The sequence below is a fragment of the Microbacterium wangchenii genome, from assembly GCF_004564355.1.
Taxonomy (GTDB): Bacteria; Actinomycetota; Actinomycetes; order Actinomycetales; family Microbacteriaceae; genus Microbacterium; species Microbacterium wangchenii.
The window spans coordinates 1,959,786-1,982,930 of the sequence record NZ_CP038266.1 but is presented as its reverse complement, the minus strand read 5'-3'; the positions used below and the strand labels follow the sequence as shown (position 1 = coordinate 1,982,930).

23 protein-coding genes and 2 tRNA genes are annotated in these 23,145 nt (G+C 70.1%); 13 read left to right on the top strand and 12 right to left on the bottom strand.

Annotated elements, in window-relative coordinates; all coding sequences use genetic code 11:
* The first annotated feature begins 32 nt into the window (after nucleotides 1-32).
* The 6 genes from dusB (at nucleotide 33) to E4K62_RS09475 (ending at nucleotide 5,731) form a co-directional block, all read left to right on the top strand.
* A complete protein-coding gene (gene dusB / locus E4K62_RS18885; RefSeq protein WP_135066711.1) occupies nucleotides 33-1,205 on the top strand; it encodes a tRNA dihydrouridine synthase DusB in 1,173 nt (390 codons plus the stop codon).
* Nucleotides 1,195-2,532, top strand: a complete 1,338-nt coding sequence (locus E4K62_RS09495) for a deoxyguanosinetriphosphate triphosphohydrolase (RefSeq protein WP_240742645.1) — start codon at nucleotides 1,195-1,197, stop codon at nucleotides 2,530-2,532. The genes dusB and E4K62_RS09495 overlap by 11 nt, the downstream gene beginning before the upstream one ends.
* The gene (gene dnaG / locus E4K62_RS09490) at nucleotides 2,532-4,397 is read left to right on the top strand and encodes a DNA primase (protein ID WP_135066705.1); all 1,866 of its coding nucleotides are present in this window, start codon (nucleotides 2,532-2,534) and stop codon (nucleotides 4,395-4,397) included. The genes E4K62_RS09495 and dnaG overlap by 1 nt, the downstream gene beginning before the upstream one ends.
* Before the next feature lie 32 nt (nucleotides 4,398-4,429).
* On the top strand, nucleotides 4,430-5,203 hold the full coding sequence (locus tag E4K62_RS09485; RefSeq protein ID WP_135066702.1) for an ATP-binding cassette domain-containing protein: 774 nt from the start codon (nucleotides 4,430-4,432) through the stop codon (nucleotides 5,201-5,203).
* 62 nt (nucleotides 5,204-5,265) lie between these two features.
* Nucleotides 5,266-5,338, top strand: a tRNA-Asn gene (locus E4K62_RS09480).
* A gap of 198 nt (nucleotides 5,339-5,536) precedes the next feature.
* Nucleotides 5,537-5,731 carry a hypothetical protein gene (locus E4K62_RS09475; RefSeq protein ID WP_135066699.1) on the top strand — a complete coding sequence of 65 codons (195 nt, stop codon included), beginning with the start codon at nucleotides 5,537-5,539 and terminating at the stop codon, nucleotides 5,729-5,731.
* A gap of 15 nt (nucleotides 5,732-5,746) precedes the next feature.
* Here E4K62_RS09475 and E4K62_RS09470 read toward each other — a convergent pair whose 3' ends face one another.
* From E4K62_RS09470 to def, 3 genes are all read right to left on the bottom strand, one after another.
* Nucleotides 5,747-6,010, bottom strand: a complete 264-nt coding sequence (locus E4K62_RS09470) for a hypothetical protein (protein WP_135066696.1) — start codon at nucleotides 6,008-6,010, stop codon at nucleotides 5,747-5,749.
* Nucleotides 6,011-6,050: 40 nt separating this feature from the next.
* Complete coding sequence (locus E4K62_RS09465) at nucleotides 6,051-6,737, bottom strand: HAD family hydrolase (RefSeq protein ID WP_135066693.1); 687 nt, start codon at nucleotides 6,735-6,737, stop codon at nucleotides 6,051-6,053.
* Nucleotides 6,738-6,814: 77 nt separating this feature from the next.
* A complete protein-coding gene (gene def / locus E4K62_RS09460; RefSeq protein WP_135066690.1) occupies nucleotides 6,815-7,381 on the bottom strand; it encodes a peptide deformylase in 567 nt (188 codons plus the stop codon).
* Between the two features lie 42 nt (nucleotides 7,382-7,423).
* Between def and E4K62_RS09455 the strand changes: the two genes are divergently transcribed.
* Both E4K62_RS09455 and E4K62_RS09450 read left to right on the top strand, forming a co-directional pair.
* Complete coding sequence (locus E4K62_RS09455; RefSeq protein WP_135066687.1) at nucleotides 7,424-8,416, top strand: DMT family transporter; 993 nt, start codon at nucleotides 7,424-7,426, stop codon at nucleotides 8,414-8,416.
* A 43-nt stretch (nucleotides 8,417-8,459) separates the two neighbouring features.
* A tRNA-Ile gene (locus E4K62_RS09450) sits at nucleotides 8,460-8,533 on the top strand.
* Here the strand turns inward: E4K62_RS09450 and E4K62_RS09445 are convergent.
* Entirely contained in the window at nucleotides 8,531-9,454 is a 924-nt protein-coding gene (locus tag E4K62_RS09445) for an alpha/beta fold hydrolase (protein WP_135066684.1), read from the bottom strand. The two genes, E4K62_RS09450 and E4K62_RS09445, sit on opposite strands and share 3 nt — an antisense overlap.
* Before the next feature lie 80 nt (nucleotides 9,455-9,534).
* On the opposite strand from E4K62_RS09445, the gene E4K62_RS09440 reads away from it, so the two are divergent.
* Nucleotides 9,535-10,008: a MarR family winged helix-turn-helix transcriptional regulator gene (locus E4K62_RS09440; RefSeq protein WP_135066681.1), complete on the top strand. Its 474-nt coding sequence runs from the start codon at nucleotides 9,535-9,537 to the stop codon at nucleotides 10,006-10,008.
* A gap of 97 nt (nucleotides 10,009-10,105) precedes the next feature.
* Here E4K62_RS09440 and E4K62_RS09435 read toward each other — a convergent pair whose 3' ends face one another.
* Nucleotides 10,106-12,121 carry a DUF262 domain-containing protein gene (locus tag E4K62_RS09435; protein WP_135066678.1) on the bottom strand — a complete coding sequence of 672 codons (2,016 nt, stop codon included), beginning with the start codon at nucleotides 12,119-12,121 and terminating at the stop codon, nucleotides 10,106-10,108.
* A gap of 214 nt (nucleotides 12,122-12,335) precedes the next feature.
* On the opposite strand from E4K62_RS09435, the gene E4K62_RS09430 reads away from it, so the two are divergent.
* Nucleotides 12,336-13,109 carry a hypothetical protein gene (locus E4K62_RS09430; RefSeq protein ID WP_135066675.1) on the top strand — a complete coding sequence of 258 codons (774 nt, stop codon included), beginning with the start codon at nucleotides 12,336-12,338 and terminating at the stop codon, nucleotides 13,107-13,109.
* 81 nt (nucleotides 13,110-13,190) lie between these two features.
* Here E4K62_RS09430 and E4K62_RS18680 read toward each other — a convergent pair whose 3' ends face one another.
* Both E4K62_RS18680 and E4K62_RS09425 read right to left on the bottom strand, forming a co-directional pair.
* Nucleotides 13,191-13,337 carry a hypothetical protein gene (locus E4K62_RS18680; RefSeq protein WP_167747768.1) on the bottom strand — a complete coding sequence of 49 codons (147 nt, stop codon included), beginning with the start codon at nucleotides 13,335-13,337 and terminating at the stop codon, nucleotides 13,191-13,193.
* Nucleotides 13,334-13,774, bottom strand: coding sequence for an Hsp20/alpha crystallin family protein (locus E4K62_RS09425; RefSeq protein WP_167747767.1), 441 nt, complete (start codon nucleotides 13,772-13,774; stop codon nucleotides 13,334-13,336). The genes E4K62_RS18680 and E4K62_RS09425 overlap by 4 nt, the downstream gene beginning before the upstream one ends.
* Before the next feature lie 208 nt (nucleotides 13,775-13,982).
* Between E4K62_RS09425 and E4K62_RS09420 the strand changes: the two genes are divergently transcribed.
* From E4K62_RS09420 to E4K62_RS09410, 3 genes are all read left to right on the top strand, one after another.
* The gene (locus E4K62_RS09420; protein WP_135066669.1) at nucleotides 13,983-16,844 is read left to right on the top strand and encodes a cation-translocating P-type ATPase; all 2,862 of its coding nucleotides are present in this window, start codon (nucleotides 13,983-13,985) and stop codon (nucleotides 16,842-16,844) included.
* A 132-nt stretch (nucleotides 16,845-16,976) separates the two neighbouring features.
* Complete coding sequence (locus tag E4K62_RS09415) at nucleotides 16,977-17,507, top strand: DUF1269 domain-containing protein (RefSeq protein ID WP_135066666.1); 531 nt, start codon at nucleotides 16,977-16,979, stop codon at nucleotides 17,505-17,507.
* A 163-nt stretch (nucleotides 17,508-17,670) separates the two neighbouring features.
* On the top strand, nucleotides 17,671-18,174 hold the full coding sequence (locus E4K62_RS09410) for a DUF3145 domain-containing protein (RefSeq protein ID WP_135066663.1): 504 nt from the start codon (nucleotides 17,671-17,673) through the stop codon (nucleotides 18,172-18,174).
* Between the two features lie 135 nt (nucleotides 18,175-18,309).
* Here the strand turns inward: E4K62_RS09410 and E4K62_RS09405 are convergent, their stop codons facing one another.
* The 5 genes from E4K62_RS09405 to E4K62_RS09385 all read right to left on the bottom strand — a co-directional run bounded on the left by E4K62_RS09405 (nucleotide 18,310) and on the right by E4K62_RS09385 (nucleotide 23,138).
* Nucleotides 18,310-19,548, bottom strand: a complete 1,239-nt coding sequence (locus E4K62_RS09405; protein ID WP_135066660.1) for a beta-ketoacyl-[acyl-carrier-protein] synthase family protein — start codon at nucleotides 19,546-19,548, stop codon at nucleotides 18,310-18,312.
* Between the two features lie 48 nt (nucleotides 19,549-19,596).
* Nucleotides 19,597-19,845, bottom strand: a complete 249-nt coding sequence (locus tag E4K62_RS09400; RefSeq protein WP_135066657.1) for an acyl carrier protein — start codon at nucleotides 19,843-19,845, stop codon at nucleotides 19,597-19,599.
* Between the two features lie 71 nt (nucleotides 19,846-19,916).
* Nucleotides 19,917-20,918 (bottom strand): beta-ketoacyl-ACP synthase III, encoded by a 1,002-nt coding sequence (locus E4K62_RS09395; protein ID WP_135066654.1) that lies wholly within the window; start codon nucleotides 20,916-20,918, stop codon nucleotides 19,917-19,919.
* On the bottom strand, nucleotides 20,915-21,835 hold the full coding sequence (locus tag E4K62_RS09390) for an ACP S-malonyltransferase (RefSeq protein ID WP_135066651.1): 921 nt from the start codon (nucleotides 21,833-21,835) through the stop codon (nucleotides 20,915-20,917). Before E4K62_RS09390 ends, E4K62_RS09395 begins: the two co-directional genes overlap by 4 nt.
* An 82-nt stretch (nucleotides 21,836-21,917) precedes the next feature.
* The gene (locus E4K62_RS09385; RefSeq protein ID WP_135066648.1) at nucleotides 21,918-23,138 is read right to left on the bottom strand and encodes a PucR family transcriptional regulator; all 1,221 of its coding nucleotides are present in this window, start codon (nucleotides 23,136-23,138) and stop codon (nucleotides 21,918-21,920) included.
* Between the last annotated feature and the right edge of the window lie 7 nt (nucleotides 23,139-23,145).

Below are 23,145 nucleotides of genomic sequence, written 5' to 3'. Positions count from 1 at the left end.
CGCGGCGGCGGGCTCCGTTCGTCTGGGAGAATATGACGGTGACCACCGCCCTCGCCCCGACGCGCCCCCTGCGCATCGGCCCCCACGTGCTCGACGCGCCCGTCGTGCTCGCGCCGATGGCCGGCATCACCAACACGGCGTTCCGCCGGCTGTGTCGCGAGTACGGCGCAGGTCTCTACGTGAGCGAGATGATCACGACGCGGGCCCTCGTGGAGCGCAACGCGACCACGATGCGCCTCATCCGCCATCACGAGTCCGAGACGCCGCGCTCGATCCAGCTCTACGGCGTCGACCCCGCCACGGTCGAGGCGGCCGTGCGCATCCTGGTGGAAGAGGACCGCGCCGATCACATCGACTTGAACTTCGGATGCCCCGTGCCCAAGGTCACCCGCAAGGGCGGGGGAGCGGCGCTGCCGTGGAAGACGTCGCTGTTCCGCGACATCGTGACGCGTGCCGTGTGTGCCGGCGGGGACGTCCCCGTGACCGTGAAGATGCGCAAGGGGATCGACGACGATCACCTCACGTTCCTGGAGGCCGGCCGCATCGCCGAGGACGCCGGCGTCGCCGCCGTCGCCCTGCACGCCCGAACGGCGTCGCAGTTCTATTCCGGCGTCGCGGATTGGCCGGCGATCGCGGCGCTGAAGGACGCGGTGACGAGCATCCCCGTGCTGGGCAACGGAGACATCTGGTCGGCCGAGGATGCGGTGCGCATGATGGCGGAGACCGGATGCGACGGCGTCGTCGTGGGGCGCGGCTGCCTCGGCCGCCCGTGGCTGTTCGGCGATCTCGCCCGCGCGCTGGGCTCTGCCACCGCTGCGGCCGGTGCGCCGGTGGATGCCACTCTCGGTTTCGTCGCGCGCGCGTTCCGTCGCCACGCCGAGCTGCTCGTGGAATTCCTGGAGGACGAAGCCCGCGGGTGCCGCGACATCCGCAAGCACGTCGCGTGGTACTTCAAGGGCTACCCGGTGGGCGGCGATGTGCGCGCCGCGCTGGCCACGGTGTCGACCCTCGCGGAGATCGACGAGCTGCTGTCCGGCCTCGAACTCGATGCGCCCTACCCCGGTGCGGCCGCCGAGGGCCAGCGCGGTCGCGCCGGCAGCCCCAAGCGCGCCGCGCTCCCGGACGGGTGGCTGCTCTCCCGCGAACTGGGTGACGCCGCCTCCCGTGACCTGGCCGAAGCGGAGCTGGATTCCAGTGGCGGTTGACCTCGTCACCGGCGGGTCTGCCCGCCCCGCCGGTTACGGCGACCCCGACGCCGACCGCTTCCAGCCGGAGGAGCACCGATCCCGTCGCGACGACTTCGCGCGTGATCGCGCCCGGGTGCTGCACTCCGCGGCGCTGCGACGCCTCGCCGCCAAGACGCAGGTGCTCAGCCCCGCCAGCCCCGCCGACTTCGCCCGCAACCGCCTGACGCACTCGCTCGAGGTCGCGCAGGTGGGTCGCGAACTGGCCACGGCGCTGCAGCTTTCGCCCGACGTGGTCGACACGGCATGCCTCAGTCACGACCTCGGCCACCCGCCGTTCGGTCACAACGGCGAGCGAGCGCTCAACGAGTGGGCCGAGGACATCGGCGGCTTCGAGGGGAACGCGCAGACCCTCCGCATCCTGACCCGTCTCGAGCCGAAGGTGATCGACGCCGAGGGACGCAGTCACGGACTGAACCTCACTCGGGCGAGCCTGGATGCGACGTGCAAGTACCCGTGGACGGTGGATCATCCCGTGCCCGATCCGGGCGGCCGGCTGAAGTTCGGGGTGTACCCCGAGGACGAGCCGGTGTTCCGGTGGATGCGGGAGGGTGCGCCGGGCCGGGTGCGCTGCATCGAGGCGGAGGTGATGGACCTCTCCGACGACATCGCCTACTCGGTGCACGATTTCGAAGACGCCATCACGAACCGCTACCTCGATCCGTCCCGCCTGTCCGACACGGCCGAGCACGGCGCCCTGCTCTCGGCGATCCAGACGTGGGTGGGCTACGACTTCGCCCGCGACGAGTTGGAGGACGCCCTGTTTCGGCTTATGCGGCTTCCCGAGTGGATCGACGGCTTCGACGGTACGCGCCCCGCGCTGGCGCGACTGAAGAACCTCACGAGCGATCTGATCGGGCGATTCGCGCGGGCGGCGACGACCGCGACGCGCGAGGCCTATCCGGTCGAGACGCTCACGCGCTACCGTGCCCACGTGGTGGTGCCGCGCGTGATCGAGGCCGAGATGGCCGTGCTCAAGGGCATCATCGGCGCCACCGTCGTCTCGATCGAGGGGCGCCGGGAGCTCTACAAGGAGCAGCGCCGCGTGCTCAAGCGGCTGGCCACCGCGCTGTGGGAGGCGCCGGAGGCGCTGGACCCGCTGCATGCGGCGGACTTCGGTGCGGCGGCGGAGGACGCGCAGCGCAGACGCGTCGTGGTCGACCAGGTCGCCAGCCTCACCGATCAGCTCGCGCTGGCGTGGCACAGCAGGCTCGTGGGCGAGGTGGATGCTGCCTCCATCGGCATCTGGGCTCCGGGGGCGGCCCGCTCGGGCGGGGCCGGACGCTGATGGCCGGCCGCATCCGTCAGAGCGACATCGACGAGGTCAAGGCCCGCACGAACATCGCCGACATCGTGGGGGAGCGGGTCGCGCTGAAGGCCGCGGGCGTCGGGTCGCTCAAGGGACTGTGCCCGTTCCATGACGAGCGCAGCCCGAGCTTCCACGTGCGCCCGCAGGTCGGCTACTACCACTGCTTCGGATGCGGCGAGTCCGGCGACGTGTACTCGTTCCTGCGCGCGATGGACCACGTCTCGTTCACGGAGGCGGTCGAGCGACTGGCGGCACGGGTCGGCTACACACTGCACTACGAGGACGGCGGAGCCGCGCCCGAGACGAGCGGACGGTCGCGCCTGTACGCCGCCAACGCCGCCGCGGCGGAGTTCTACCGTGCGCGGCTGTCCGACCCCGACGCGGAGGCGGGCCGTCGCTTCCTCGGTGAGCGCGGTTTCGATGCCGGTGCCGCCGCGCACTTCGGTGTCGGATACGCGCCGAAGGGATGGTCTGCGCTGACCGATCACCTGCTGGCGCAGAAGTTCACGCGCGAGGAGATCACCCAGGCCGGGCTGGTGTCGCAGGGGCAGCGTGGCGTGTACGACCGGTTCCGTGGGCGCCTGGTGTGGCCGATCCGCGACGTCACCGGTCAGGTCATCGGGTTCGGCGCACGCAAGCTCTACGACGACGATCCCGGCCCGAAATACCTCAACACCCCTGAGACGCCGATCTACCGGAAGGCGCAGGTGCTCTACGGCCTCGACGTCGCCAAGCGGGAGATCTCCCGCGCCCACCGGGTGGTCGTGGTCGAGGGGTACACCGACGTCATGGCCTGTCATCTGGCGGGTGTCACGACCGCGGTGGCCACGTGCGGGACGGCGTTCGGCACCGACCACATCACGGTGCTCCGACGCGTCATGGGCGACGACTCGGCGTCGGGGGAGGTGGTTTTCACGTTCGATCCGGATGCGGCGGGCCAGAAGGCCGCGCTCCGGGCCTTCGGCGAGGAGAAGAGGTTCGCGGCCCAGACGTACGTCGCCGTCGCGCCGGGTGGCCTGGACCCGTGCGACCTGCGGCTCGAGCGCGGGGACGGCGCGGTGCGGGCGCTGCTGGACACGAAGGCCCCGATGTTCGAGTTCGTCATCGACCAGCGCCTGGCCGGTTTCGACCTCGCCACGGTGGAAGGCCGCGCGGGAGCCCTCCGCGCCGCGGCCCCGATCGTGGCGGAGATCCGCGACCCGTCGCTACGGCCGGGGTACACGCGCGTGCTGGCGCGCCGGCTCGGACTGGATCTGCCGGAGGTCGCCTCCGCCGTCGAGCGGGCCGCACGCGCGGCGGCGCGCACGGGGAGCGCCGAGCCCGCGCCCGCGCAGCGCGCGGCCGCTGCCGGGGACGAGCAGCCGGTGCAGGTGCGCGTGTCGATCGCCTCGCTGCCGCGGGACCGCGACACGGCGCTCGAGCGCGATGCCCTGATGTCGTTCCTGCAGTACGGACACCGGGTGGACCCCGTCATGCTGTCGCGCGCTCTGGCGGTGACGTTCCGTTCGCCCGCGCTGGAGGTGGTGCGTGCCGCCATCGCCGCGGGTGCCGATGTGACGCGGCCGGGATGGGCCGCCGACGTCGTGGGGTCTGTGCGGGAGCCGTTCCGCTCTCTCGCGGCTGAGCTCCTCACCGCCGACTTCCCGGCGCGCGACGAGAACCACGCCGTGGCGTCTGCGAACGACCTCGCGCGCCGCTTGGTCGTACGATCTCTCGAACGCGAGAAGACCGACCTCTTGGGTGCCATCCAGCGCGTGCCCGCCGACTCCGAGGAGGGCAGGGGTTTCCGCATCCGGCTGCGCGATCTCGACCGCGAGCGGCAGCGCCTGATCGAAGCCGAGTAGCGCACCGCTCCTCCGCACGGCAGGATGGAGGGGTGCGTCGCCTCACCGAAGCGGATATCGCCGTCCGCGCCGACGATCTGTCCGTCGCTCGTGGTGGCGCACGCGTGGTCGAGGGGGTGTCGATCACTCTGCCCCGCAGAGGCGTACTCGCCGTCATGGGCCCCACCGGTGCCGGCAAGTCGACGCTCGCGGCCTTCCTCGCTGGTCGCACCGAAGACGGCCTGAGCGCCGCGGGCGGCTCAGCCACCGTCGAGGGCATCGACGCGCGCCATCCCGGCCGCGCACGCCGTCAGCTCACGTATGTGGTGGGCTACATGCCGCAGCGCGCCGGCGCCGATCTGCCCTCGCGGCTGACCGTGTCGGAGGTGATCGCCGAGCCGATCACGAGTCGCGACCGACGCGTCAACGGGCGTGCGCTTGCCGTGCGCGTGGCGACGCTCCTGGACGAGATGCAGCTGCCCCTGGGCGCCGCGGCGAAGTACCCGTACGAGTTGAGCGCCGGCATGCGCCAGCGTGTCGCTCTGGCGCGTGCCCTCGTGCTCGAGCCGCGGCTGCTGGTCGCCGACGACCCCTACGCGAACCTCGACATCGAGGTGCGCACGGCGGCGCGGGACGCGATTCTCCGCCGCCGCGACGATCACGGGATGGCCGCGCTGATGGTCACCAACGATGCGGATGCGGCGCGCGAACTGGACGCCGACGTGCTGGTGCTGCGCGGCGGGCACCCCGTCGCGTACGGGCACGGGGCCGACGCGCTCCTGTGGACCCCCGACGGCACCGACGCGCAACGCGCGGCGGTGCGCTGAGTTCGGAACTGGCGCGATGCTTTGCTAGCATGGTGGGGTTGCGCGCACGACGCGGAGCATATTCCTCGGTAGCTCAATTGGCAGAGCAATCGGCTGTTAACCGATAGGTTCTTGGTTCGAGTCCAAGCCGGGGAGCGAGAGTACCGCGTCATCTAACGCGGCTCTCACCTAAGGCCCGGGCTTCCACCCCGGGCCTTTCCCTTTGTCTGCTCCTGCACGCGACGCGAGCGACGACATCGGGAAGCGGTTCTCGCGTGTCCGGCCGCCGCAGTGCACGGGTGCCGGGTAGCCTCGGATCCAGCGGAAGGAGCGGGGCGGATGGGGGAGCGCAGGATGCGGACGAAGGGTCAGCGCGTACCGCGCCACGGACACGCGTTCGTCACGGTCACCGCACGCGACGCGAACGGCTTCCTGCACCACTTCGACGAGATCGAGGCCCCCGTGGGGGCCCTCCACGAAGCCCTCGCCATCCTTCAGCTGAAGTCGACGGCCATGGAAGACGCGCACCGCGAGGCCCACTCGGCCTGACGGTGCGCGCCCGCGTCACGCGGCGCGGCGCAGCGGCGCGTATTCCTCCGGTCGGGCGGCGCTCTCATCGGCGGGGTGCTCCACGAGCGCGATCACCCGGTTCGCCATGAATCGGGCCGTGCGCACCGGTGTACCCGAGCGGGTCACCTCGGAGACCTCCACCAGACCCCGGCCGTGGGTCACGTCCAGCCGACGGCCTGCACGGCTGGCTTCGATGTCATACGTGCGAGCGACACCACCGCCCGCGTCGACCACGATCTCTACTCGATCACCTTTCATACCTTCTCCTCCGCTGGGCACAACACTCCAGGTCAGCGCGTTATTCCGGGGCGCTGCGGAGCGGGCTGGCATCCAGTTCGCGCAGCAGGCCCGCGACGTCGTCGTACACGGCGACCGCGCCGGCCGCGCGGAGCTCGTCCCGCCCGGTCCCACCGCTGAGCACGCCGACGCACGGGACGCCGGCGCGCGCCGCTGCCTGCACATCCCACACCGCGTCACCGACCATGACGGCGCGGTCGGGGCTCACGCCCGCGCGCTCGACGGCGACGGTGAGGATGTCGGGATCGGGCTTCGCGGTCTCGGCATCCTGAGCCGAGGTGACGACGTCCAGCGTGTCGCCCATGTCGAGCACCTCCAGCAGCATCTCGAGCTCCTCCGGCGGGGCGGAGGTCGCCAGGACGATGGTGTGCCCGCGATCGGCGAGGACCTGCAGAAGCTCCCGTGCGCCGGCGAAAACGCGCAGGCGCTCGGACATGCCCGCGTACAACCGCGCGTGCGCCTTCTTCGCGACCGGTCCGGCCGAGTCGGCGGCGTCGCCGAGGAGCTCGTCCAGCAGCTTGCCGGAGTCCATCCCGATGGCGCGGTGGATCCGCCATGTGTCGACAGGGGTGCCCGCCTCGGCGAACGCGCGGGACCACGCATCCACGTGGAGGTAGTTCGAATCCACGAGAGTCCCGTCGATGTCGAACAGCACGGCCAGGGGCGTCGAACGATCGGATGCTTCCATGCCCCCACTCAAGCGCATGGCTTCCGGCGCACGTACGGGGTGGCGAGCTCCGGCGGGATGTGCCAGGTGGCGCGGGGTCAGGCGTCCAGGTCGTCCACGCCCGGGAGCCACGCGTTGCCGGGGCGCCCCCATCCGCGCTTGCGGGCGATCTTCTGCGTCGTCTTCCAGTCGCTGTCATCCAGGCGGTCGATGTAGAGCACGCCGTCGAGGTGATCGAATTCGTGCTGCATGATCCGTGCGCGCCAGCCCGACACCTGGATGCGCACAGCCTCGCCGTCGAGGTCGGTGCCGGTGACCACGACCTCTTCCGAACGGCGGAGGGGGAATCGCTCGCCCGGGAACGACAAGCATCCTTCCGACTCGTCGTCGGGGTCGGGGGCGCCGGGTTCGAGCGGACGCATCCACAGCTCGGGGTTGATGATCACACCGCGCCAGGGTGCGCCCTCGTCGTCGGCGTAGCTGTATACGTACAGCCGCAGTCCCACACCCACCTGCGGCGCGGCGAGGCCCACGCCGGGCGCGGCATCCATCGTCTCGAACATGTCGGCGACGAGCCGGCGGATGTCGTCGGTGATCTCGGTCACAGGGTCGGCGGGAGCGTGCAGGACGGGATCGCCCATGATGCGAATCGGGAGAACGGCCACGCCTTGAGCCTATCGAGCGGCTCGGGCGGATAGTGTCGAGGGGTGATTGGCGTCGACCTCTCGCTGGGGGATGTCACCGACGAACTCGTCGGCATCTTCCGCGACCCCGGGATCCTGCTCGGGATCCCCTTGGCGTTGCTGGGTGCGATCTTCATGTCCTTCGGCGCGCAGTATCAGCACCGCGGCGTGGCGAAGGTGGAGCGGCTCTCCGGCAAGGCCGGCACCTCAGGCCTGAACGGCGGGCAGCTCCTCGGGCTGCTTCGCCGGCCCTCGTGGGTCATGGGCACCGTCATGCTGGGGCTCGCGATCGTGTGCCAGCTGGGCGCGCTGTCGGTGGCGCCGCTGATCCTCGTGCAGCCCCTGGGTGCCGTCGCGCTCGTCGTGACAACCCTGCTGAACGCCCGCCTGTCGGGGCACAAGCCCACGCGTCAGTCGATCATCGCCATCGTCGCGTGCATCGGCGGCATCCTCACCTTCGTCACGATCGCCGCCTTCTTCGCCACCGAGCATCAGGTCGGTTCCCGTGAACTGGTGATCATCCTGGCGATCCTGGCCGTGGTCATCGTGGTCTTCGCGGTGCTGTGGCTGTGGCTGCGCAAGCGGATGCGCGCGCTGTTCTACATCACCGCGGCCGGTGTCATCTACGGCTTCGTCGCCACGCTCGCCAAGGTCGTGATCAGCCGCATCCAGAGCGGCGACTTCGAGTGGCTCACGCTGCTGTGCGTCGTGGCGCTGCTGGCCGCCGTCGCCATCGGCGCGTACTTCGTGCAGACGGCGTACTCGGTCGGGCCGCCCGACCTCGTGATCGCCGGGCTCACCGTCATCGATCCGCTCGTGGCGGTGCTGATCGGACTGCTCGTGCTGGGGGAGGCCTCGACCGCGCCGGTGTGGGCGCTGGTGGGCTTCGCCATCGCCGGCGCCGTGGCGATGTGGGGAGTCATCCAGCTCACGCGGCATCACCCGCAGATCGTGAGCGACTCCCAAGAGCTCCCCATCCCGCGCGGCCGGAGCAGCAAGAAGCCTCGCCGAGACTGATCACCGCCCCCCTCCGTCCGGGCCGGTAGGCTCGGAGGATCAGGGGGCGGTGGCCAAGCTGGTCAAGGCAGCGGGCTCATAACCCGACGATCGTGGGTTCAAGTCCCACCCGCCCTACCGGATCTGTTCGACCCGCATCTGTTCGACCCGCATCTGTTCGACCCGCATTGTGAAGTGCAGGATGGCCGCGGCCAGCGCATCGGGTGCCTCCTGCGCCACGAGGTGTCCGACGCCAGGGATATGGACCGAGGTGACTTCGCCCGCGGTCACCTGGCGGAAGGTGTTCGCGGTGAACGGGGCGTTCGCGCCGTCGACGGCGAGGACGGGCACTGTGATCGGGTGCGCCTCGGCGAGAGCCCTGGTCTCGCCCTTGTCGAGAAAGAGCTGGTGATAGAGGCCCTCCGTACCGCGCCACGCGCCGGGGCGGGAGTAGGTGCGGATGAACTCGTCGAGGTCGCTCTCCGAGACGGCCCCGGGTGTGCCGTTCATGTTGGCATAGGCCCAGCCGGCGATGAGGTCCCGCTCATGACCGGGAATCAGCATGCTCGCGATCGCCGGCGTGCCGAGGAAGCCGACATGCCACGAACCGAAGCCGTTGACGTCGGCGAGGGCTTCGAGTCCGTAGCCCATCAGCGTGCTCTCGATGGCGATGAGGCTCCGCACGTCGGCGGGGTGGGTTGCGGCGAAGCGGAAGACCGTGCCGCCGCTGATGTCCTGCCCGAGGACGTGCACCGCGCCCGCGCCGAGGTGCGCCACCAGCTGGTGCAGGTCTTCGGCGGAGACGGCTTCTCCGTACTCCGTCTCCCCGGCCCCGGAGTCTCCGAAGCCGCGCAGGTCGAGGGCGAACACGCGGTGCGTGCGTGCGAGCAGGGGGATGAGCGTGCGGAACGCCCACCAGGTTTCCGGCCAGCCGTGCACGAGGAGGATGGGTGAACCGCTGTCGCCCGCGGTCACGTAATGCAGCTCGGTCCCGTTGATGGCGGCCAGGTGATGGGTGACGCCGGGGATCGTGGCTCCGGCGGGCGCGATGATCGTCATGATGCTCCTTAATGGACAACGTCGTTGTCTTCATAGTAGACAACCCGGTTGTCTTCGGGGATATTCCGTACGCTGGGTGGATGTCCAGGTCCGGCGCCGAACTCGCCCTGCTCCTCCTCGGCGGTTTTCGCACCCTCGCCGCCCAGGCCACGACGGAGCTGGCGGCACGGGGATTCGAAGACGTCCGGCCGCTCCACGACTTCGCTCTGCGGGCGATCATCGCCGGCGCCGACAGCGCCTCCGATCTGGGGCGCGCGACTTCGGTGACGAAGCAGGCGGCGGCCAAGACGATCGCCGTGCTCGAGGAGCGCGGATATGTCACACGCGAGCCCGATCCAGCCGATCGGCGCCGCCTTCGCGTTCGCGTCACCGATCGCGGACTGACCATGCTCCGGGAGGGGGAGCAGATCTTCGACGAGCTCCGGGCACAGTGGGAGGAGCAGGTGGGGGCGGCGTCATTGGCGAGCGTCGTCGAGACCCTCCGCACCCTCGTGGGGGAGCATGTGCCCCGCACGGATTCGCCCGCATGGGACGTCAGCGACCTCGAGGGATAGCCGCTGTGCGCCCCTCACGCAACCATGCGCCTACCCACGCGCGCGCCCTCCGCAGCGTTCCCGGGCGGGCGCGCCGCAGCAGCGTCCTCCGCCCGTGTCAGGGCATCGCGTTGCCGATGTAGGAGTACTTCACGAAGACCTCCGACGCGAAGCCGGCTTCTTCGAGCACCCCCTGCACGGCGGCGAGCATGTATCGGGAGTCCCACCCCATGTACAGGAAGTGGGCGTCGTCGAGGGCGTCCCACTGCCCGTTCCACGACTGCGCGTCGTACACGGGCCCGCCGCGGCGGGCGCTAAAATCGATCACCGACTCGCGGGAGTCGGCCCACAGGCGCTTGAAGATGCGGTTGAAGAGGTGCTTGACGTCGTAGACCTCCCAGTGCTCGCCCCGGTATTCGACGTAGTCCCACTCCCGCTGCCAGCCGCGTGGCCATCCACGGCGCTTCCTGGCATCCAGGATGGGGGTGAGGTCGTCGTCGTCGATGGCCACGACAGGCGGCTTCGCCCACAGCTGCAGGAACCGCTCGCTCAGCGCCGCGGAGCGGGCGGAGATGGCGGCGGTGCCCCAGGCAGGAACATCGGCGAGTTCGGCGGACAGGTCGATCGAGCTGCGAGCGTACGCGGCATCCCGCTTGTCGGGGAACGACCGGTCGGCGGCGCGCTCGGCGAGCCCCTCCTCGAGGAGTGTCAGATTCCCCAGGGTCTTCGCGAGCGCCCGGTGGCTGTTCTGCTCGTCCTCGCTGTACTGCGACCACGGCCGCGCCCCGTCGCCCGACCAGGCGTCGCCCGGTGCGAGCGGGAAGATGTACTCGACCTCCAGGTCCGTGGGAGCGTCGACGCCGGCGAGGCGGCCGAGGACGTATGCGGGATGCGGCAGATCGCTGTACTTCAGACCCACTCGAACCCGTTCATCCGAAGGGGTGATGCGCGAGATCGCACGCTCCAGCGCGTCGTTGCCGTCCGCCCGGGCCCGGCACAGCCGCGCGACGAGGCGGGCGTTGGTGAGGCCCGAGACGGTGCGCCGCAGGAGCAGGGACTGGACGTAGCGGATGGTGCGCACGAGGTCGGCTGTGGAGAGGGCACCGGCTTCGTGATCGCCGTACGCCTGCATGATGAGCGGGTACATGCCGCGCCCGAACACGTTGAGGTAGTGCAGTTCACGCGCGATGTCGGGATCGGCCGCGTGGGCGGGGTCCAGCAGCACGCGGTAGATCTCGGAGTACGCCTTCCACTCCGCCGCCGCCGTGCGCAGACCCGCGCGCTCCAGCCGGGGGAACTCCGCTCGGAACGCGTCGTACACGCCCCGCTCGCCGATCGTGGTCACCTCGCGCCCCGTCCGCATGACGAGGTAGTGGCGCCAGAACGCGGCGATCGAGTCGCCGGTGTTCTGCTCGATGGGCACCCAGAACTCGTCCTCGATCTCCGTCTGCTCCGCGTGCGTGAGCCCCATCAGGACGTAGTTGTGGATCAGTTCGTGGTCGCGCAGCGGCTCACCGGTGGAGTTGAGGCTCTCGAAGATCTGCTGCGCATTGGCGCCGGCGCCGAGGGTGATCGCGACGTGCTCGAGCTTCTGCAGTCCGCGCCAGATGCGGGGCGCCTCATCCAGGCTCACCTGACTGCGGAAGAACGAGTAGTTGTCGTTGAAGCGCGACTCCCGATCCCCGCCGTCCTCGAGCCGGTCCAGGACGACGGCTTCGAACAGGTCGGCCCAGGCGCGGTGCGGGCGCAGCTTCGTCCGCGCGGGGTCGGCCGCCCGCACCAGCACGCGTTCGAGGTCGGCAGCCAGAGCGGGGTCGGTGCCGCGCACGGTGTGGTGCAGCGCGGCGACCAGCAGCATGAGGGTCGTGATGCGCTGCTGCCCGTCGATCAGAACGAGTTCGGCGGCCCCGTCGGCGCGGTCGCTGTTGGCGGCGGAGAGGATGGAGCCGATGAAGTGCATCGTCCTCTCATCGGCGTCGGCGACGGCACGGATGTCGGCGAGCAGCTGCTCGCATCCGCCGATGTCCCACCGGTACTGCCGCTGGTAGACCGGGACGACGATGTTCGTGCCGGGGGAGGAGAGCCAGCCGACGGTGTTGACCGCGTTCGCATCGACATTCGTGGCGCTGACCATGACCCGTTCGACCTCCACTCGCACGAATGGGCCGCGTGTCGTCCGGATCGGCGCACGGAAGCCCACGCGAGTCTAACCGAGGGGGCCTGAACGAACGGGGAGCGCGATTTTCCCCGGCCCGCCTCCCCGAGGGCTCGCAGAGGCCGCAGGTAGGCTTGCCTTACCAGGGCCTGGAAAAACGTACTGGCCCCCTACGGAAGGCATGACTCACCTCATGGGTTACATCAAGTCCGCCGCTCTCGAAGAGACCGGCTACGTCGTCCTCGACCGTTACAACCAGGAACTCGACCCCCAGGAGTGGCTCGACCTGGAGTACGTGGACTGGAAGTCCTCCGGAGACACCCGGTTCGCCCCCCTGGCCTCCAAGGACGGCGAGATCGAGTGCGGCGGTTTCTGGAGCGGCAAGACGCCGCGCACCGACAAGGACGGCATCTGGATCCCCTCGCAGGTCGAGAAGGCGCCGAACCTCGTCCGCCGCGCACAGGAGCCGGGCGCGAACGTCGGCCGCTGCCGCATCATCGAGCTGCAGCCGAACACCTACGCCGACTGCCTCTACAACCTGCACCAGGACGACAACAACCGCCTGAACCCGGATGGCACCGGCTGGGTCGTGCGCGGGTTCTTCAACCTCACCGACGACAAGGACAGCTTCTTCGTCCTGCGCGACAACCGCACCGACCCCAGCGTGGAGTACCGGATCGCGCTGCCGGCCGGCGCGCAGCTGATCGTCGACACGCAGCGTCTGTGGCACGCCGCGACCCACCCGGGCAAGGACCCGCGGTACTGCCTCATCACGTCGTGGACGTCCGGCCCCGAGCTCGACGCGTACATCGAGAAGTACAACGGCCGCACCCACGTGCCGAACTACGAAGTGTCGCAGGAGATCCTCGAGGCCGGCCAGGCGGAGCAGACCCGTCGCCTCGCGGCGCGTGCCGCGGCCCTCGCGGCCCGAGGTCAGGCCGACCAGACCGTCATGAGCGAGGCCTGACCCACCTCACCGACGAAACGAGGGGCGCCCCGATGCGATCGGGGCGCCCCCGGCGTCTCGGTGAACGAGGCCGGCGGCGGATCAGCGGGCGCCGGGCTGGCCGGATGCGGTGGCTGCGGCGATGAGCGCCGTCACGTCGATCGGCTCGGTCGGGGGAAGGTGGACGTCGCTGGGGGTGACCTCGCGCACGCGGGAGACGGACCGGGCGCCGGTGGACACGTCGGTCATGACGTGGCCTGCCCCTCGTCGCCACCGCCGATGGCGATGTTGCGCGGCGTCGTGCCTCCGCTGAGTGGGATGGTGACCTTCAGCACGCCCTTGGTGAACTTCGCGCTGATGTCGCCCTCCTCCGCTTGCTCGGGGAGGGAGATGCTCCGGTAGAAGCTGCTGCTGCTCTCGCGGATGACGTACTTCTTGTCCTTGTCCTCCTCCTTCTCCCGTCGCTCCGCCGAGATCACCAGTGCGCCGCGGTCGACCGTGACCGTGACGTCCTTCTCGTCGAAGTTGGGGAGGTGTGCTTCCACGATCAGCGACTTGTCGCCTTCGGTGTAGATGTCCGTGGTCGGCACCTTGCCGCGCACGTCGGGGAGCAGGTCGTTCATGACGCTCCGACGGAGGGCGTCGAGCCCTGTGAACGGGTCAAATCGAACCAGATTGCGTGCCATCGTTTCGTCCTTTCGCCGAGTGCGCGCCGGACGTCGGTCCGCCGTGTGCGCTGCCAGAGCAGCACGGCCACCCTCACGCACTTGGAGAGGGCCGGGAAGTGCCATTGGTCCTGTCGACAGACCTCCGGCACGCTTGCGCCGGCGCCCCGTTGTGCGCGCCCGTGGGCGACCCTTGCGGGTGCTGTGCGGTCACCTGAGGATTGGGGGCATGGCGCACCCCCCGGAAGCCGCGACATCGCCGTACCGCATCCCCGATCCTGTCCGCACGGATGCGGCGGCCATCGCACGGGCGCTGGATGTCGATCCCGATCGCGGCCTGTCGGCGGCGGAGGCCGCCCGACGTCTCGCCGAGGTCGGTCCGAACGAACTGCGCAGCGCGGAGCGCAATCCCCTGTGGCGGCGCATCCTGACCCAGCTCGCCGATCCGCTGACGCTGCTGCTCCTGGCGGCGGTGGCCATCTCGGTGATCGCGTGGGTCCTGGAAGGCGCCCACGGAGTGCCCATCGACGCGCTCGTGATCCTCATCATCATCCTCGTCAACGTCGCCCTGAGCATCATCCAGGAGGCACGGGCCGAGGATGCGGTGGCTGCGCTCTCGGTCATGACGAGGACCCGCTCGACGGTGCTCCGCGACGCACAGAAGACCACGGTCCCCAGCGCGGAACTCGTTCCCGGTGACGTCCTGGTCTTGGCTGAGGGCGATGAGGTCGGGGCCGATGGCCGCCTTCTCAGCGCCAACACGCTGCGGATCGCGGAGGCGTCGCTCACGGGTGAGAGCGAAGCGGTGGAGAAGCGGCCCGACACCCTCCACGGGACCGAGTCCATCCCCCTCGGCGACCGCGCCGACATGGTGTACAAGGGCACTGCCGTGAACCGGGGCACGGGCAGGGCGGTGGTGACGGCGACGGGCATGTCGACGGAGATGGGCGCCATCGCGACCATGCTCGATCAGACGGTGCAGGATGCCACGCCGTTGCAGAACGAGGTCAACCACATCGGGAACCTGCTCGGGCGCATCGTGATCGTGATCGCGATCGTCGTGATGATCACGATCGCGCTCATCCAGGGCATCGACACGGCCGCCGATTTCGTGCAGGTGCTGCTTCTGGGGGTGTCCCTCGCCGTTGCGGCGGTGCCCGAGGGTCTGCCCGCGGTCCTGTCAGTGGTCCTCGCCCTGGGTGTTCAGCGCATGGCCAAACGCAATGCCGTGGTCAAGAAGCTCTCCAGCGTCGAGACCCTCGGATCGGCGTCGGCCATCTGCACCGACAAGACCGGCACGCTCACGACCAACCAGATGACGATCCAGCGGGTGCTGACCGCATCCGGCGCCGTCGACATCGAAGGGGTGGGGTACGCGCCGGTGGGGCGCGTCACCGTTGCCGGAGGCGATCTCACCGCCGGCGACCTGCGGCACGAAGCGCAGCTCGCACTGGCTGCCGGTGCCCTCGCCAATGACGCACAACTGACCGAGGATGCCGGGACCTGGACCATCCAGGGAGACCCCACGGAGGCTGCCTTCCTCGTCGCGGCGCGCAAACTCGAGGGCGCGGGAGAGTTCGTCTCCCGTTTCGATCGGGTGGGGGAGGTGCCGTTCAGCTCGGAGCGCAAGATGATGTCCACCGCCGACCGCAACAGCGACGGCGCGGTGGTGATCTTCAGCAAGGGAGCGCCGGACGTTCTGCTGGAGCGGTGCACGCACGTCCAGGTCGGCTCATCCGTCGTGCCCCTGGATGCGGCCCGCCGCGCGCGCGCCCTCGCCGACGTCGACGCCCTGTCGCAGGCTGCCTACCGCACTCTGGGAGTCGCCTACCGCGTCGCGCCCGAACTGCAGGCAGAAGGCGATGCGGTCGAGATCGACGAAGCGCACGAGCGGGATCTGGTCTACGTCGGGGTGGTCGGCATCATCGATCCGCCGCGCCCGGAGGTGCGCCCCGCGATCGCCGAGGCCCACGCCGCCGGCATCCGCGTTCTCATGATCACCGGCGACCATCCGGTCACCGCGGCGCGGATCGCCCGCGACCTGGGCATCATCGCCGGCGGGGAGGAGGCGCTCCCCGGCGCGCGCCTGGACGGCATGGACGACGCCGGACTGCGGGAGGCGGTGCGGGCCTACTCTGTGTTCGCGCGCGTCGCGCCCGAGCACAAGCTCCGCATCGTCGACGCCCTGCAGGACGACGGGTACATCGTCGCGATGACCGGCGACGGGGTGAACGATGCGCCGGCGCTGAAATCCGCCGACATCGGGATCGCGATGGGGATCACCGGAACCGAGGTGACGAAGGAAGCGGCGAACATGGTGCTCGCCGACGACAACTTCGCGACCATCGTCGAGGCCGTGCGCGAGGGGCGGGTCATCTTCGACAACATCCGGAAGTTCCTGCGCTACCTGCTGTATTCGAACATGGGCGAGGTCCTCACCGTCTTCTTCGGCATCGTGTTCGCCGGAGCGCTGGGGCTCAGTGCCGCGAGTGAGGGCGAGCTCGTGCTGCCTCTGCTGGCGACCCAGATCCTGTGGATCAACCTCGTCACCGATTCCGGACCCGCCCTGGCCATGGGCGTCGATCCCGAGATCGACGATGTCATGGCGCGTGCCCCGCGCGGTCTCGACGACCGCGCCATCGACGGCCGCATGTGGGTCGGGATCGCGGTGACGGGCCTGGTGATCTCGATCGTGACCCTGCTGACGATGGACATCTTCCTGCCGGGCGGCCTCATCCCCGGCGGCACCGACAGCCTGGATGTGGCGCGCACGGCGGGTTTCACCACACTCGTCTTCGCCGCGCTGATCACCGCCTTCACGGCCCGGTCGGCGGAGTCCAGCGTGGTGCGCGGGCTCTTCTCGAATCCATGGCTGTGGGGTGCCGTGGCACTGGCGGTCGTCCTGCAGGTGGCCGTCGTGTCGCTCGCGCCGCTCCAGGCGGCCTTCGGCACCGAGACGCTCCCGCTCGGGCACTGGATCGTGTGCCTGGCGATGGCGTCGATCGTCCTGTGGGTGGAGGAGGCCCGGAAGCTGGTCGTGCGGGTGCGCGCGCGCCGCAGGGAACTCGCCCACGCCGCGTCCGCCCCCTGATCCGGGGCGTGTCCGCCCGCGTCGGCCTCGTGCGGAACCGGTGGGCGGTGAGCGTTGCCTCGTCAGGACCTAGTGCTCTGGCCTCGATCCGATGTCCGGCGGACAGTGAGGGCAACGGAAAGGACTTCCCCCATGGCAGACCCCAACTACTCCCTGGTCGTCGCGGCGTACGACGACGAATCGTCCGCGAAGGACGACTTCACCGAGATCAAGCAGACCGACGACCTCAATGTCGTGGCAGCCGTGGTCCTCTCGCGTGATGCCGAAGGCAAGGTGCATGTGAAGGAGCACGGCGGTCGAGTGGTCGCGTACGGAACGACGATCGGCGCCGTCGCCGGTCTGGTGATCGGGCTGTTCGCACCGCCCCTGCTGCTCACCGGCGTGATCGGGGCGGTCGTGGGAGCCGGCGTCGGTGCCGGAGCGGGCGAGCTGATCCAGCGCCACGAAGAGAAGCAGATCGGAGTGGACGCCGACGAGTGGCTGCCCGTGGGATCCTCGGCGATCGTCGCCGTCGTCGACGACCACTATCTGGACCGCGTCGACAAGGCCGTCGAGAAGGCGAGCAAGCACATCGCCAAGGCGATCGAGAAGGGCGACTACGACGCCGTCGTGAAGGCGGTCAACAAAGGAGACGAGAAGCTCGTCGAGGCTCTGATCGCCTGAACGTCCGCCCGACCCGCCGAGGCGCGTGGAAGTCGCATCGGCGGGTCGCGCCGCGCGTGGTTGTCATTTCGCGCATCGGGGGGCGATAATGGCGGCAGCACAACCGAATACGCCGGTATCCGGTCAGGTCGTAGGGGAAGACGTACCTGACGAAGGAGAGATCATGGCGAGCACGTCTTCGCGCGGAGTGATTCTGATCCACTCGGCGCCACGCGCGTTGTGCCCCCACCTCGAGTGGGCGGTCGGTCGTTCCCTCGGCCGGGCCGTCAATTTCGAATGGGTGGACCAACCGGTACTAGCCGGCGCCCGCAGGGCCGAGTTCTACTGGGAGGGTCCGGTGGGAACCGGCGCGGCACTGGCGACGGCCATCCGCGGCTGGGAGCACCTCCGCTTCGAGGTGACGGAGGACCCGACGCCCCGCAGCGACGGCGGACGCTGGATGCACACGCCGGGTCTGGGCATCCACTACGCCCAGACCGATGCCGCGGGCAACGTCGTGATCGGGGAGGACCGCCTGCGCTATGCCATGGAGGTCTCCGCAGGTGACGCTCACGAGCTGCGCCGCGAACTGGAGGTGGCGCTGGGCGCCGCGTGGGACGAGGAGCTCGAGCCCTTCCGGCACGCCAGTGATGACGCCGCGGTGGTCTGGCTGCACAAGGTGGGATGACCCGCAGACCTCGGGCGGTGCGACGCGTGGGTACCGGAGGCCGGTGACGACACCCGGCGGCTGGGACACCGTGTCGCCCGCCCGACACATGACGAAGACCCCGTGCCTCAGCACGGGGTCTTCGTCATGAAAGGGTCACACGGAGGCGAAGGCCACCACGGCGTTGTGCCCGCCGAATCCGAACGAGTTGCTGATGGCGAGGTGGTCGCCCGCGCCGAGCTCCATGGGCTCACCCGAGATCCGGAACGGCACGTCGGGATCCTGTTCGGTGAGGTTGATGGTGGGCGGCGCGACGCGGTCGCGCAGGGCGAGGACGGTGAAGATGGCCTCCAGTGCGCCGGTTCCTCCGAGCAGATGTCCGGTGGAGGCCTTCGTCGCCGACACCGGGATGTCGTCGACGCGGCTGCCGAACACGGCGCGCAGCGCCTGATACTCGTTGGGGTCGCCGACCGGTGTCGACGTCGCGTGGGCGTTGATGTGCGTCACGTCATCGGGGGACGCGCCGGCCATCTCCAGCGCCAGGCGCACGGCGCGCGCCGCGCCCCTGCCCTCCGGGTCGTTGGCGGTGATGTGGTGCGAGTCCGCGGTCACGCCGCCGCCCACGAGGGCGCCGTAGATCTTCGCGCCGCGCGCGCGGGCGTGCTCCTCGGTCTCGAGGATGAGTACGGCCGCCCCCTCAGCCATCACGAAGCCGTCGCGATCGATGCTGGCCGGTCGCGAGGCCGTCTCCGGGCTGTCGTTGCGCTTGGACAGCGCCTGCATCGAGGCGAAGGAGGCGAGGGTGATCGGATGGATCGCCGACTCGGTGCCTCCCGCGATCACGATGTCGGCGAGCCCGTCCCGCAGGTGCGAGAGGGCGTTCACGAGCGACTCCGTGCTCGATGCGCATGCGCTGGCCACGGTGCGCGCGTACGCACGCGCTCCGAAGTGCAGCGAGAGGTTCCCGGCGGCGGCGTTGGGCATGAGCATGGGCACCGTCATCGGCATGACCCGGCGCGGACCCTTCTCACGCAGCGTGTCCCACGCGTCGAGCAGGGTCCACACGCCGCCGATGCCGGTGGCGAAGTCGACGCCGAGCCGGTCGGGGTCGACCTCGGGGCTGCCGGCATCCTCCCACGCCTCCATCGCCGCGACCATGGCGAACTGCGAGGCCGGGTCGAGGCGCTTGGCCACGGGCCGCTGCAGGATCGTGTCGGGCCGCACCTTCGCCTCGGCGGCGAAGGTGACGGGGAGCTGGTACTCCTGGACCCAGTCGTGCTCGAGGCTGCGGGCGCCGGACTCCCCGGCCAGGAGGGCGGACCAGCTCTCCGGCGCGGTTCCGCCGATGGGGCTGGATGCGCCGATGCCGGTGACGACGATGCGAGAGGTGCTCATTGGGGTTCCTCAGGGAACCGGTGGGGGCGAACCCCCACCGGCAAGCGATTACGCCTGGTTCGTGGTGATGTAGGTGACGGCGTCGCCCACGGTCTTGAGGTTCTTGACCTCGTCGTCGGGGATGGTCACGCCGAACTTCTCCTCGGCGTTCACGACGATCGTCATCATCGAGATCGAGTCGATGTCGAGGTCATCCGTGAAGGACTTCTCCAGCGCGACCTCGTCGGCCGAGATGCCGGTCTCGTCGGTGATGAGCTCGGCGAGTCCGGCGAGGACCTCTTCGTTGGTGAATGCCATGGGTTTCTCCTGTTCTTGGGGTTCGCGAGCCCCGGAGGGCCTTGTTCAGTCTAGAGTCCGAGCCGCGGAGGCTACGGGAGCACGATCACCTGCGCGCCGTACACCAGGCCCGCGCCGAAACCGATCTGCAGCGCGAGTCCGCCGCTGACCTCGGGGTGCTCCTCCAGGAGCCGGTGCGTGGCCAGGGGGATGGATGCGGCCGAAGTGTTGCCGGTGGTGGCGATGTCGCGGCCGATCACAACGGTGTCGGGCAGCCCCAGCTGCTTGGCGAACTCGTCGATGATGCGCATGTTGGCCTGGTGCGGCACGAAGGCCGCCAGGTCGGATGCTTCCACGCCGGCGGCTTCGAGGGCCTGCCGCGCGACCTTCACCATCTCCCACACCGCCCAGCGGAAGACCGTCGGGCCCTCCTGGCGCAGTGTCGGCCACGGCGCGCGGCCCTCGCGGAAGTCCACGAGGGTGTGGTTCATCCCGACCGCGTCGGACTTGGATCCGTCGGAGCCCCACACGGTCGGACCGATGCCCGGGGTGTCGCTCGGGCCGATCACGACGGCGCCGGCTCCGTCGCCCAGGAGGAAGGAGATGCTGCGGTCGGTGGGGTCGACGATGTCGCTGAGCTTCTCGGCGCCCACGACCACGGCGTGGCGCACGACGCCTGCCCGCACGAGCGCGTCGGCCTGCGCGACGCCGTAGGCGAAGCCCGCGCACGCGGCGTTGACGTCGTAGGCGGCGGCCGGATTGGCGCCGATGCGGTCGGCGACGATGGCCGAGACGGAGGGGGTCTGCTTCGGGTTCGTCACGGTGGCCACGATGACGGCGCCGATGTCGGATGCGGGGACGCCCGAGCGCTCCACGGCCTCGGCGGCAGCGGCGGTGGCCAGTTCGATCGCGGTCGTATCGGCGGCGGCCCGCACGCGCGTGATGATGCCGGTGCGCTGGCGGATCCACTCGTCGCTGGAATCGATGGGTCCCACGAGGTCGTCGTTGGGGACGACGTTCTCACCGCGCGCGGCGCCGTAGGCGTAGATACGCGTGTGGGCCGGGCCCTGCGCTTGCCGGAGGACGGCGGTCATGCGGTGTGTCCCTTCAGGAGCGCGACGGCGGCGGGGATGTCGTCAGGTGTCTTGACGGCGACGGTAGGGGTGCCGCGCAGGCCCCGCTTGACCAGCCCCGTCAGCGTACCGGCGGGGGCGAGTTCGATGACGCCGGTGACGCCGTGCGCACTGAACGACTCCATGCACAGATCCCAGCGCACGGGCGAGGCGACCTGCGACACCAGGAGGTCGAGGGCCGCGCGGCCGTCGGCGATGATCGATCCGTCGGCGTTGGTCCAGAGCGTGAGGGCGGGAGCCGGCGCGGTGAGCCCGGCAGCCGCCGTGCGCAGCACCTCCACCGCCGGCTGCATGTACCGCGTGTGGAACGCGCCGGCGACCTGGAGCGGGATCACGCGGCTGCCGGTGACGGGGGCGTCGGCGAGTTCGGCCAGTGCGGGCAGGCTTCCTGCCGCGACGATCTGGCCGCCGCCGTTGTGGTTGGCCGCGGTGAGACCGAGGTTCTCCAGGTGCGCGAGGACGGCGGCGTGGTCGCCGCCGATCACGGCGCTCATGCCGGTCTGCTCCATGGCAGCGGCATCCGCCATCGCCCGTCCGCGTAGACCGACCAGCCGCATCCCTTCGCGCTCCGAGAGCACGCCGGCGGCAACGAGCGCGGCGATCTCGCCGACGGAGTGCCCCGCGACCCCGGCTGCCGAGGTCCCGGCCTCATCGACCAGCGCTGCCCACGACAGCAGGCTCGCCGCGACGATGAGCGGCTGGGCGACCTTCGTGTCGCGGATACGGTCGGCGTCCCATTCCGTGCCCGCGACGATGAGATCGACTTCGGCGGCCTCCGACGCGCGCTCGAGCCGCTCCCGCGCACCGTCGAGGGCGAGCCACGGAGAGAGGAATCCGGGGGTCTGCGAGCCCTGTCCGGGGAAGACGGCGATGATCACCGTTCCATCCTGTCAAGGAAGAGCGGCACGCTTTCGGAGATCATCGGACAAGTATCGGCGAGACCTTTGTGGGCACTCCACATCATTGCGGTGTCCTTCGGAGGGTGGTGGGGCGGCGGCGCGTCGCATCCGTTCCGATCGCGCCGAGGATCAGGGCCGTCTGGAGGATGAGCGCTTCGCGCGGACCGGTCGCATCCCATCCGATGACCTCGGACACGCGCTTGAGGCGGTAGCGCACCGTGTTGGGATGAACGAACAGCTCTCGCGCGGTCGCCTCGAGGGAACGGCCGTTGTCGAGGTAGCTCCACAGGGTGGAGACGAGATCGGTGCTGTGGGTGTGCAGCGGGCGGTAGATACGCTCGACGAGCGTCTGCTTGGCGAGGGGGTCGCCGGCCAGGGCCCGCTCGGGCAGCAGGTCGTCCGCCTCGACGGGACGGGGGGCGCCGCGCCAGGCGCGCGCCACGGCGAACCCCGCGAGGGCGGCGCGGGCGCTCTGCCCGGCATCGACCAGCGCAGGGACGGTGGGGCCGAGAACGAGATGCCCTGTGCCGAACCCCGGTTCCAGGCGGCGGGCGATCTCGGCGAACGGGAGCTCGGGGCTGGTCTTCTCGTTGCGTGCCAGCTGCGCCCGCCCCACGACGAGGACCAGCCGCGTGCCCTGCACGCCGATCAGCACGTCCACGCCCAGCTTGCGAGCGGTGCGCCGGAGCTGATCGACGTCGAGCTGCGGGGGAGTGGTGCCCACGAGCACCGCGACCTCCCCGTGACCGTGCCACCCGAGCGCCGCGATGCGGCTGGGCAGCTCCTCGTCCGCTTCGCCGGTGAGGATCGAATCGACCACGAGAGCTTCGAGGCGTGCGTCCCACAGCCCGCGCGCCTCTGCCGCGCGGGCGTAGACGTCTGCGGCGGCGAAGGCCACTTCGCGCGAGTACAGCAGGATCGCGTCGCGCACGTCCTCGCTGCGGCCGGTGACGCGCTCCTCCGTCACCTCGACGGTCGCCCGGATGAGCTGCAGCGTCTGCTGCAGGCTCACGCTGCGCAGCAGTTCACGCGGCGCGGCGGCGAAGATGTCGGCGGCGATCCACGGGGTGGAGGTGGGGTCGTCGTACCACTGGATGAAGGACGTGATGCCCGCCTGCGCCACCAGGCCCACCGCTGAGCGGCGGGCCGGTGGCATCTCGGCGTACCAGGGCAGGGAGTCGTCGAGGCGCTTGATGGTCGCCGTCGCCAGATCCCCCGAGATCCGGCGCAGCCACGCCAGCGTCTCGGCCTTCTCGGCGGGCTCGGCCTTACCCGCGGTCATCCGTGGG